The sequence below is a fragment of the Streptomyces sp. NPDC002032 genome (assembly GCF_042890765.1).
Classification (GTDB): Bacteria; Actinomycetota; Actinomycetes; order Streptomycetales; family Streptomycetaceae; genus Streptomyces.
Map to the genome: position 1 here is coordinate 322,691 of NZ_JBIASM010000006.1, position 11,447 is coordinate 334,137.

Genomic DNA, 11,447 nt, shown 5'->3' on the forward strand with positions numbered 1-11,447 from the left:
CGACGGTTGTCCTGCGTCTCCGTCAGATCATGCCGGACGGTCGGCCCCGGTGCTGGACCCGCCCGCCGGTTCGCCCGCCGGGTCGTCCGCGGATCCGGGCGCCGCCGCGTCCAGCGGTCCGCGGGCCGCCGCGGCCGCGGCCGCGGCCCGGCGGCGGTGTTCGGCGGCCTTGTCCTCGTGGATCTTCGCCATCCGCAGGTGGTACGCCGGGTTGTCCTGCTCGTAGATGTCCGGGATCCCGTCGAGGTCCTCGTCGCGCTCCTCGTCCTCGGTCAGCTTCTGGTAGCGGCGGTTGCGCATCTTGAGCATGACGCTCGCGACGATCGCCGCGATCAGGGAGCCGATCAGGACGGAGGCCTTGATCTCGTCGGTCAGTACGGGGTCGTCGGTGAAGGCGAGTTCGCCGATCAGGAGGGAGACGGTGAAGCCGATGCCGGCGAGGGAGGCCACGGCCAGCACGTCGGGCCAGGCGAGGTCCTCGTTGAGTTCGGCCTTGGTGAAGCGGGCCGCGAGCCAGGTGCCGCCGAAGATGCCGACCGTCTTGCCGACGACCAGGCCGAGGACCACGCCGAGGGTCTCCGGGCGGGTGAAGACCTGCGCGATGGCCTCGTCGGAGAGCGAGACACCGGCCGAGAAGAGGGCGAAGAGCGGGACGGCCAGGCCGGCCGAGACCGGCCGTACGAGGTGCTCGATGTGCTCGCCGGGGGAGTGGTCCTCGCCGTCCTTGCGGGTGCAGCGCAGCATCAGGCCCATCGCCACTCCGGCGATGGTCGCGTGGACGCCGCTGTTGTACATCAGGCCCCAGATGACCAGGGCCAGCGGTACGTACACGTACCAGCCCCGTACGCCCACGCGCAGCAGGAACCAGAAGAGGACCAGGCCGAGGACGGCCCCGCCGAGGGCCCAGAAGTTCAGCTCGCTGGTGAAGAACACCGCGATGATCAGGATGGCGAAGAGGTCGTCGACGACGGCCAGGGTCAGCAGGAAGGCGCGCAGCGCGGACGGCAGCGAGGTGCCGATGACCGCGAGGACGGCGAGCGCGAAGGCGATGTCGGTCGCGGTGGGAACCGCCCATCCGCCGAGCGAGCCGCCGCCCACCGTGTTGACCAGGACGTAGACCAGCGCGGGCGCGGCCATGCCGCACACGGCGGCGATGACCGGGAGGGCGGCGGCCTTGGCGTCGCGCAGGTCGCCCGCGACGAGTTCGCGCTTGAGTTCGATGCCGGCGACGAAGAAGAAGATCGCGAGCAGGCCGTCGGCCGCCCAGTGTTGGAGCGAGAGGTCCAGGCCGAGGGCGGCGGGCCCGATGTGGAAGGACCGCACGCGTTCGTAGCTGTCGGCCAGCGCGGGGATGTTCGCCCAGGTGAGTGCGGCGATGGCGGCCACCAGAAGCAGGATGCCGCCCACGGTCTCGGTGCGCAGCGCGTCGGCGACGAAGCGGTGCTCGGGCAGGGTGAGCCTGCCGAGGAACTTGCGGCGGGTGCTGGGCGGGGGCGTGGCCACGGTGGGGAACCTCCGGGTGGTCGACGGCATGGCAAATGCAGTTGCCGACCAGACTTCCCGGCGCACCCTGAGATCCCTCGGAGGTCCTGGACTTCCCGGAACTCCTGGAGAACGTCAATTATTGACGTTTCCTTTACCCTACAGGGTCCGCGCGGTCGTATCGGGTGATCTTCACCTTAAACGGGAGGAGGGCGCCCGGCGCGTTGTGCGCCGGACGCCCTCCGGGCCTTGGCCCGCCTGCCGCTCCGCTGCCGGTCAGTCCTCGCTGGAGGCGCTGGGCAGCTTGGTCTGGATCAGGTCCATGACCGAGGAGTCGGCCAGAGTGGTGACGTCACCGACGGCGCGGTCCTCCGCCACGTCGCGCAGCAGACGCCGCATGATCTTGCCGGACCGGGTCTTCGGCAGCTCCTGCACGGGGACGATCCGCTTCGGCTTGGCGATCGGGCCGAGCGTGGCGCCCACGTGGTTGCGCAGCTCCCCGACCAGGGTGTCGGTCTCGGTGGCGGTGCCGCGCAGGATCACGAAGGCCACGATGGCCTGGCCGGTGGTCTCGTCCTTGGCGCCCACGACGGCCGCCTCGGCGACGGAGGGGTGCGAGACGAGCGCCGACTCCACCTCGGTGGTCGAGATGTTGTGGCCCGACACGAGCATCACGTCGTCGACCCGGCCGAGCAGCCAGATGTCGCCGTCGTCGTCCTTCTTGGCGCCGTCGCCCGCGAAGTACTTGCCCTCGAAACGGGACCAGTAGGTGTCGACGAACCGCTGGTCGTCGCCCCAGATGGTGCGCAGCATCGACGGCCACGGCTCGGTGAGGACGAGGTACCCGCCCCCGCCGTTGTCGACCTCGCGGCCCTCGTCGTCCACGACGGTGGCACCGATGCCGGGCAGCGCGCGCTGCGCGGAGCCGGGCTTGGTCTCGGTGACACCCGGCAGCGGGGCGATCATCATGGCGCCGGTCTCGGTCTGCCACCAGGTGTCCACGATCGGGCAGCGGTCGCCGCCGATGTGCTTGCGGTACCAGATCCAGGCCTCGGGGTTGATCGGCTCGCCGACCGAGCCCAGCACGCGCAGGCTCGACAGGTCGAACTTCGCGGGGATGTCGTCGCCCCACTTCATGAACGTACGGATCGCCGTGGGCGCGGTGTAGAGGATGGTGACGCCGTACTTCTGCACGACCTCCCAGAACCGGCCCTGGTGCGGCGTGTCCGGCGTGCCCTCGTACATCACCTGGGTGGCGCCGTTGGCGAGCGGCCCGTAGACGATGTAGGAGTGCCCGGTGACCCAGCCGATGTCGGCGGTGCACCAGTAGACGTCGCTCTCCGGCTTGAGGTCGAAGACGGCGTGGTGGGTGTACGCCGCCTGCGTGAGGTAGCCGCCCGAGGTGTGCAGGATGCCCTTCGGCTTCCCGGTGGTGCCCGAGGTGTACAGGATGAAGAGCGGGTGCTCGGCGTCGAAGGCCTGCGGGGCGTGCTCGGTGGACTGGCGGCCGACCGCGTCGTGCCACCAGACGTCCCGGCCCTCGGTGAAGGCGGTGTCCTGGCCGGTCCGGCGGACCACGAGGACGTGCTCGACCTGCGGGCACTTGGCTACGGCCTCGTCGATGGCGGGCTTGAGCGCGCTGGGCTTGCCGCGGCGGTAGCCGCCGTCGGCGGTGATCACCAGCTTGGCGTCGGCGTCCTGGATGCGGGAGGCGACGGCGTCGGCGGAGAAACCGCCGAAGACCACCGAGTGCGCGGCGCCGACGCGGGCGCAGGCGAGCATCGCGACGACCGCTTCGGGGATCATCGGCAGGTAGACGGCGACCCGGTCGCCGGCCCGGACCCCGAGCTCGGTGAGGGCGTTGGCGGCCTGCGAGACCTCGTCCTTGAGCTGGGCGTAGGTGATCGAGCGGCTGTCGCCGGGCTCCCCCTCGAAGTGGATGGCCACGCGGTCGCCGTTGCCGGCCTCGACGTGCCGGTCCACGCAGTTGTACGCCACGTTCAGCTTGCCGTCGGCGAACCACTTCGCGAAGGGCGGGTTGCTCCAGTCGAGCGTTTCGGTCGGCTCGGTGTCCCAGGTCAGCCGCCGGGCCTGCTCGGCCCAGAAGCCCAGCCGGTCCGCGTCGGCCTGCGCGTACGCCCCTTCGGTCACGTTGGCGGCGGCGGCCAGAGCGGCGGGCGGTGCGAACCGGCGCTCCTCTTTGAGCAGATTGGCCAGGCTGTCATTGCTCACGACATCTCCCTTTCCCAGGGTGTCCGTTGTGTCCCCGGGCATAGCTCATCAGGTCAGACGCCCAGGTGACAAGGGGTAGCCGAGAATTGGTTTAGACCTATACCACGACTGGGCCCGCACTCCGCAGGGACGGGCGGTCCGCGCCGACGGACCGCGCGCAGCGGCCCCCTCCCGCTACAGGGCGCGGGAGGGGGCCAACGGCTTGCACGGATACGGGAGGGTATCGGTTCGGGAGGGATGCCGGTCAGGCGTTCTGCCCCACGCTGTCGAAAACCCGACAATCGAAGAAGTCCTCGCCCTCCGACAGCAGGTACGCCTGTGCCTCGCCCACGTGGAAGTACATCCCGTGCAGCTCCAGCGTGCCCTCGGCGAGCCGCCGGGCCACGGACTCGTGCGCCCGCAGGTGTTCCAGCTGCTGCACCACATTGGTCAGGCACAACTGCTCCACGGCGTCCGCCGGGAGCCGCCCCGCGATCCGGGCCCAGGCGTGGTGGCGGCTGGCCATCCGCTCCAGGCTCGGCAGCCCGTGCCGCAGCCAGCGGCGCAGCGGCGTCATCGGCGCTCCGGGGTGGGAGTTCAGCAGGGCCTGCATGGCCCCGCAGCCCGAGTGCCCGCACACCGTGATGCTGTCCACCTGGAGCACGTCCACGGCGTACTCGATGGCCGCCGCGACCGAGTCGTCGGTGGCTTCGGCGCCGGGCAAGGGGACCAGGTTGCCCACATTGCGGACGGTGAACAGGTCCCCGGGGCCGCTGGCCGTGATCATGCTGGTCACCAGGCGGGAGTCCGCGCAGGTCAAGAAGAGCTGCGAGGGCCGCTGTCCCTCCCGGGCCAGCCGGGCCAGCTCGTCGCGGACGTGCGGGGCGGTGTCCCGCTGGAAGGCGCTGATCCCGCTGGCGAGCTGACCCGCGCCCCGGCGGCGGGGCGCGGCCGCCACGGCGTCGCGGGGCTCGGCGGCGCTGGGGATCGCGGCGGTGGCCTCACCGGAGGCCGCCGGGTCCGCCGGGCGCGGGGCGCGGTGGTCGCAGTGGTTCTGCCAGGGGGTCCACGGGCGGCAGCAGTGGTGCGCCCCCCGTCCCTCGCCCCGGTGGCCGCCGGCCCCGCCGATCGCGGTGCTCCCGCCGGCCATTGCCTGACCGGCCCCGGTGGGGGAGTCCCGGTCCGCTTCCGGGCCGGCTCCGCCCGGCGCCGTCCCGATGACCGGCCCGGGGCCGCCGCGGGAGATGGCGGCCCCGGCCCGCCCGGTCAGTTCTGTGGAGCCCCCGTGCGCGTTGTGGGAGTCCTGCCAGTCCTGGAGGATCTCGTAGGCGGCGTGGTCGATGAACGAGCCGTCCAACTCGACGACGGCGTGGCCCCCGTGGGGGATCGAGTTCAGGACCCGGCTCAGGCGCGGCACGGCCAGGAAGGTCAACTGCCCGCGTGCCCGCACCCGGTGGACGCCGTCCACGACCTCCAGGGTGATCCTCGTGCGCGCCAGCCGGTGCATGGCCAGGGCCACGGCCACGGCGATGCCGACGGCGACGCCCTCCAGGACCCCGCCGAACACCACGGCCACGATGGTGGCCGCGTAGACCAGGACTTCCCGGTACCGGGTGACGGTCCTCAGGTGCGTGATGCTGACCACCTGGATGCCGACGGCCAGCACCAGCGCCGCCAGCGCCGCCAGCGGGATCAGGTCGAGCACCGGGACGAGCAGCCCGGCGGCGAGTACCACCCACAGTCCGTGCAACATGGCCGATTTCCGGCTCACGGCACCGGCCTTGACGTTCGCCGCGCTGCGCACGGCCACGGCGGCGACGGGCAGTCCGCCGAGCATCCCGGAGACGATGTTGGCGGCGCCCTGCCCGCGCAGTTCGCGGTCGAGGTCGGCGCGGGGCGGGCGCTCGCCCGTACCGCGCGCGGAGGCGATCAGCTTGTCGGTGGCGACCGAGGACATCAGGGACTCGACGCTGCCGACGAGGGTGATGGTCAGCACGGCGGCGATGATCCCGAGCACCGGGCCCTGGGGCAGCTCCGGCAGGGTGTGGCCGCTCCAGGACGGCAGGTCCACGCGGGGCAGGTCGAGCCCCGCCAGGGCGGCGAAGGCGGTCGCCGCGGCGACCGCGGCCAGGGCGGCGGGCACCTTGCGCAGGGCCCGGCCGACCGGCCCGGGGACGCGGGACCAGCCCAGCAGGACGCACAGCGTCAGCGCGCTCACCCCGAGCGCGGCCGGATGCAGATCGGCCAACTGGGCGGGCAGGCCAAGCACGTTGGCGAGCGCCGAGCTCTGCGGGGTGCCGCCGAGCACGATGTGCAGCTGGGCCAGCGCGATGGTCACGCCGATGCCGGCCAGCATTCCGTGCATGATCGCCGGGCTCACCAGCAGGGCCGAGCGCGCGGTGCGCAGGAAGGCCAGCCCGAGCTGGCAGCAGCCGGCCAGGACCGTGATGGCGCAGGTGGTGCGCCAGCCGTAGTGCTGGATCAACCCGGCCGTCACCACGGTGAGTCCGGCGGTCGGCCCGCTCACCTGGAGCGGGGCGCCGCCGAGCCGGCCGGCCACGATCCCGCCCACCGCGGCGGCCACCAGCCCCGCTTGCAGGGGGGCTCCGGCGGTCAGGGCGATGCCCAGCGAGAGGGGGAGCGCGATCAGGAAGACGGCGACGGAGGCGGAGAGGTCCGCCTGGAGCCCCTTGGGGCGCGGGCCGCCGTGGTCGGTGCTTTTGGTCAGGGAAGGGGGGGTGGCTGTCGTCATGGGTTCCCGTCTCCTCGGGGAGGGGTGAAGCGGCGGGAGTCTCAACACTCGGTAAATGAACGGTAATGGAGAGTAAAGGCTGGTGGTAGGCAATGCGGGCAAATGGGCTACGAATTAGCACTCAGGGGTGATTAAGTATTTTGTCTGGCTTGTCATACCTTCCTTAAAGCAGACCGCATGGGACGTTGCGTCGCGGAAGTCCAGCGATGGAACTGCGAGGGAGAGGTGTGCGGATGATCGCCGCCACGAAGAAGATCGCCGGCGGCCTGGTCGCCACGGCCCTGGTGCTGGGCGTTGCCGGGTGCAGCACCTCCGAGCCGGCCAGGCCCGGCGCCCCCGGCGGCCAGAGCGCGAAGAAGGGCCCCGCCGCCCAGGAGGCCCCCGGCAGCGTCAACCGTCCCATCGGCGACGGTTCGACGGCCTACACCGGCGCGCAGCCGAACGTGCGGAAGCCGGAGAAGCTCAAGCCCGGAGAGAAGCCCCCGCAGTTCGTGGTGTTCTCGTGGGACGGGGCCGGCGAGGACAGCCAGAAGCTCTTCTCGCACTTCCGCGAGGTCGGCAAGCAGTACAACGCCCGGATGACCTACTTCCTCAGCGGCGTCTACATGCTGCCGGAGGAGAAGCGTTCGCTCTACACCGCGCCGCAGCACTCCCCGGGCCTGTCCGACATCGGCTTCGGCGACGTCCAGGGCATCAAGGACACCGCCACCCAGGTCCGCGAGGCATGGCTGGAGGGGAATGAGATCGGCACCCACTTCAACGGCCACTTCTGCGGGCCCGACGGGGGCGTCGGCACCTGGTCCGTGGAGGAGTGGAAGAGCGAGATCAACCAGGCCAAGTCGTTCGTCAAGAGCTGGAAGACGAACACCCCGGCCCTCAAGGACACGGCGGCGCTGCCCTTCGACTACGACAAGGAGATGGTCGGCGCCCGCACCCCCTGCCTCGAAGGCCAGAAGAACTTCATGCTGGCGGCGAAGGACATGGGATTCCGCTACGACTCCAGCGGCATCAGCAAGCAGATCTGGCCCAAGAAGACGGACGGTCTCTGGGACATCCCGCTCCAGCTGGTGCCCATGCCGGGCCGTGCCTTCGACACGCTCAGCATGGACTACAACTACATGGTCAACCAGTCCGGGACGACCACCCAGGGCGACCCGACCCAGCACGAGTACTGGGGCGACCAGATGCGCGACGGCCTGCGCCAGGCCTTCGACCGCGTCTACCAGGGCAACCGTGCGCCGCTGATCATCGGCAACCACTTCGAGTCGTGGAACGGCGGCACCTACATGCGTGCCGTCGAGGAGTCCATCAAGACCATGTGCACCAAGCCCGAGGTCCGCTGCGTGCCCTTCCGCGAGCTGGTCGACTGGCTGGACGCGCAGGACCCCAAGACCCTGGAGTGGATGCGCGGCCTCGACGTCGGCCAGAGCCCGAAGGAGGGCTGGACGAAGTTCCTCACCGCGGGGCCGCCGCCCGCCGCGCCGACGGCCCCGGTCGCGGTCAAGCCGGCTGAGGAGCAGGCCGGGGCGTCGGACGAGGGCTGATCAGGGCCTCGTGCAGGACGAAACCGGGGTCGATCTGGTCCGCCAGGTCGACCCCGGTCTTGGCGTTCCCCCAGCTCTCCGCGTTGCGGAGGTGGAAGTGCACCATCTGCTCGGTGTACCGCTGCCAGTCGCGGTCGGCGTAGGAGTCCTCGGCGGCGTCCTGGAGGGTCTGGAGCGCGAGCCTGTTGGTGGCCTCCAGCAGTTCGAACCGGGCCGGCCGGCCCTTCTCCATCGCCCGCACCCAGTCGGAGTGCCCGAAGGTGACGAGCAGGTCCTCGCCCACCTCGTCCTGGAGGAACTCGATGTCCTCCGGCCCCTGCACCTTGTTCCCGACCACCTTGAGCGCGACCCCGAAGTCCCTCGCGTACTCCTTGTACTGGCGGTAGACGGAGACGCCCTTGCGGGTCGGCTCGGCGACGAGGAAGGTCACGTCGAAGCGGGTGAACATGCCCGAGGCGAAGGAGTCGGAACCCGCCGTCATGTCGACGACGACGTACTCCTCCGGGCCGTCGACCAGGTGGTTGAGGCAGAGCTCGACCGCGCCGACCTTCGAGTGGTAGCAGGCCACCCCGAGGTCGGCCTCGGTGAACGGCCCCGTCGCCATCAGCCGTACGGGATCCCCGTCGAGCAGCAGCGTGCGCGCGCAGGCCTCGTACACCGGGTTGTCCTCGGTGACCCGCAGCAGACGCGAACCGGCGCCGGGCGGGGTGGTCTTGATCATGCTGTCGGCGGAGGCGATGCGCGCGTTCGAGCCGCGCAGGTACTCCTTGATGAGGGGCAGGTGCGCGCCCAGGGCGGGCAGCGCGGCCGCCTCGTCCTCGTCGAGCCCGAGGGCCGCTCCGAGGTGCTGGTTGATGTCGGCGTCCACCGCGACGACGGCGGCTTCATTGGCTGCGAGGTGGCGGATGAAGAGGGAGGACAGCGTCGTCTTCCCGCTGCCGCCCTTTCCCACGAAAGCGATCTTCATGTTCACCAAGCGTAGTGGACCGATCGCTGGGTGTGGTCAAGGTGAGTGAAGAAGACCACTCCAAGGAGGGGTCGGTGTCAAGGGCGTGCAGTGCGTAGGCTCCCTACTTATGAGTAGCGCTCCTGACCCGCTGGCGGCCCTCGGTTCCCTGCCGGGCGTCGCAGAGTCCGTGGATTCCGTACGCAAGGCCGTGGACCGGGTCTACGGGCACCGTGTGATGCGCCGGCGCGGTGCGGAGATCACCTCGGAGGCCGCGCTGCGCGGCGCCCGCGGGAGCGCGGCGCTGTCCGGGGCCGACTGGGCGCTGGAAGAGGTGCGCCGGCGGAGCGACTTCGGCGCGGAGGAGCAGGCGCTGACGGTGGGCGCCGCGCTGCGCCTGACCGCCGAAGCGGGCCAGCTGCTGAGCATCTGGCGCCAGTCGCCGCTACGGGTCCTGGCCCGGCTGCACCTGGTGGCGTCCGGCTCGGCCGGGGCCGAGGACGCGGCGGGCCGGCCGCGGCTGGCCGGCGAACCGGTGGACGAACCCCTGGTGGACCTTCCGCTGCCCGGCGCCGACGAGGTCGCGGGACGGCTGGACGGCCTGTCCCGGCTGATCATCGCGGGCGGCTCGGCCCCCGCTCTGATCACGGGCGCGGTGGTGCACGGCGAACTGCTGGCCCTGCGGCCCTTCGGGACCCACAACGGCCTGGTCGCGCGCGCCGCCGAGCGCATCGTGCTGATCAACAGCGGCCTCGACCCGAAGGCGATCTGCCCGGCGGAGGTCGGGCACGCCGAACAGGGCGCGGAGGCCTACCTGGAGGCCTTCGGGGGGTACGTCTCCGGGACCGCGGAAGGGATGGCGGCCTGGATCGCGCACTGCGGGCGGGCGATCGAGCTCGGGGTGCGCGAGTCGACGGCGGTCTGCGAGGCGCTCCAGCGCGGCGCCGCGTAGGGCTCGAAGGGCCTGGGCTGCGCGTTTTCCGCGTTTTCCGGTCCGGGCATGGGTTGCGGCGACACCGCACTGCTCTGGTGTCGCCGCTGGCATTCACGCCCAGTTACCAAGCGTCCTCGATGTATGCCCATCAGGTCGGGAACTCTGCCCGGTTACCTGGTGCGGCTGGCCCGTAATCGACGGGTCGACGTCGCGTGGGTGCTCGGCGTTCATGCTTCGGTCCGTGGGCCTTGCTGCGTTGTAAAGATGATCCTCTCGGATGTTCTTTGGTCTCGCGGGCCGTTGACTCCTTTGTACTCCGCTTTGGAGTAGAGCGAAACCCCTGACCGGAGTTCTTTACTTTCCTGGGCAATTGCGAACGATTCGGACGTCCTAAATCACTCCAGGTCAGGACATCCGGTACCCGGCGTCTGATGGCCCGGGTCAGGGGTCAGGGGTAGGGGGTCGGGGGTCAGGGGTCAGGCGGAAGCGGCGGCCCGGCGGCGGCTGGCGTACCAGACGAGCCCGGCGGTGGCCGCCGCCGCTCCCACCGCCGCGGCGGCGACGAGGGCCGGCCGCGCGGGCATCGAGAGCCCGGGCAGCCGCTGCTTCAGCCGCACCGGCTTGCTGAACACCAGGACCGGCCACTCCCGTGCCACCGCTTCCCGGCGCAGTGCCCGGTCCGGGTTGACCGCGTGTGGATGCCCGACGGCTTCGAGCATCGGCACGTCGGTGAACGAGTCGCTGTACGCGTAGCAGCGGGCGAGGTCGTACCCCTCGGACTCCGCGAGCTCCCGCACGGCCTCGGCCTTGGTGGGCCCGTAGGCGTAGTACTCGATCTCCCCGGTGAAGCAGCCGTCCTCGCCGACCACCATGCGGGTGGCCACGACCCGGTCCGCCCCGAGCATCTCGCCGATCGGCTCGACGACTTCGGCGCCCGAGGTCGACACGATCACCACGTCACGGCCCGCGGTGTGGTGGGCCTCGATGAGGGACGCGGCCTCGTCGTAGATGATCGGGTCGATCAGGTCGTGGAGCGCTTCGGCGACGATCTCGCGGACCTGCTGCACGTTCCACCCCTTGCACAGGGCGGACAGGTATTCGCGCATCCGTTCCATCTGGTCGTGGTCGGCGCCGCCGGCCAGGAAGATGAACTGCGTGTACGCGGTGCGCAGCACGGCCCGCCGGTTGATCAGGCCGCCTTGGTAGAAGGACTTGCTGAACGTCAGAGTGCTGGACTTCGCAATGACCGTCTTGTCCAGGTCGAAGAAGGCGGCGGTCCGAGGCGAGGAGTGCGGCAAGGGCTGATTTTCCACGCACCGAGCATATGCGCCCACCATTCGGCGTAAGGTGTGGCGCGTGGGTTTGCCTGAGAAGGCTCTCGGGTACACCATGGAAGTCACGGATCGTTCGCGACCGTGCTAACCCGGTCTGGCTCCTCCCCCCCCGAGTCGGACCGTGGGGACGACCCCCGCTCTCCCCCCCGGCGGGGGTCGTCGCATGTCCGGACGCGGTTTGCGTCCCATGCCTTCGGCCTTCAGTGACCATCGGTCCGGCCCTCCCTCTTCAGCGGGCCCGCCC

7 protein-coding genes are annotated in these 11,447 nt (G+C 70.7%); 2 read left to right on the plus strand and 5 right to left on the minus strand.

The genetic code is table 11. The features are described from left to right. Positions 1–27: 27 nt before the first annotated feature. The 3 genes from nhaA to ACFYYT_RS17565 all read right to left on the minus strand — a co-directional run bounded on the left by nhaA (position 28) and on the right by ACFYYT_RS17565 (position 6,445). On the minus strand, positions 28–1,503 hold the full coding sequence (nhaA, locus tag ACFYYT_RS17555; protein ID WP_351815639.1) for a Na+/H+ antiporter NhaA: 1,476 nt from the start codon (positions 1,501–1,503) through the stop codon (positions 28–30). 255 nt (positions 1,504–1,758) lie between these two features. Then, positions 1,759–3,756 (minus strand): acetate--CoA ligase, encoded by a 1,998-nt coding sequence (acs, locus tag ACFYYT_RS17560; protein WP_351815642.1) that lies wholly within the window; start codon positions 3,754–3,756, stop codon positions 1,759–1,761. Between the two features lie 202 nt (positions 3,757–3,958). Continuing rightward, positions 3,959–6,445 carry a SulP family inorganic anion transporter gene (locus tag ACFYYT_RS17565; protein ID WP_351815645.1) on the minus strand — a complete coding sequence of 829 codons (2,487 nt, stop codon included), beginning with the start codon at positions 6,443–6,445 and terminating at the stop codon, positions 3,959–3,961. 233 nt (positions 6,446–6,678) lie between these two features. Here ACFYYT_RS17565 and ACFYYT_RS17570 point away from each other — a divergent pair, with 233 nt between their 5' ends. Next, positions 6,679–7,989: a hypothetical protein gene (locus ACFYYT_RS17570; protein WP_351815648.1), complete on the plus strand. Its 1,311-nt coding sequence runs from the start codon at positions 6,679–6,681 to the stop codon at positions 7,987–7,989. Here the strand turns inward: ACFYYT_RS17570 and ACFYYT_RS17575 are convergent. Beyond that, entirely contained in the window at positions 7,946–8,956 is a 1,011-nt protein-coding gene (locus ACFYYT_RS17575; RefSeq protein WP_351815651.1) for an ATP-binding protein, read from the minus strand. The two genes, ACFYYT_RS17570 and ACFYYT_RS17575, sit on opposite strands and share 44 nt — an antisense overlap. Before the next feature lie 109 nt (positions 8,957–9,065). Here ACFYYT_RS17575 and ACFYYT_RS17580 point away from each other — a divergent pair, with 109 nt between their 5' ends. After that, complete coding sequence (locus tag ACFYYT_RS17580) at positions 9,066–9,887, plus strand: oxidoreductase (RefSeq protein WP_351815653.1); 822 nt, start codon at positions 9,066–9,068, stop codon at positions 9,885–9,887. Between the two features lie 458 nt (positions 9,888–10,345). Here the strand turns inward: ACFYYT_RS17580 and ACFYYT_RS17585 are convergent, their stop codons facing one another. After that, the gene (locus ACFYYT_RS17585) at positions 10,346–11,206 is read right to left on the minus strand and encodes an HAD-IB family hydrolase (protein WP_351815656.1); all 861 of its coding nucleotides are present in this window, start codon (positions 11,204–11,206) and stop codon (positions 10,346–10,348) included. Positions 11,207–11,447: the final 241 nt, after the last annotated feature.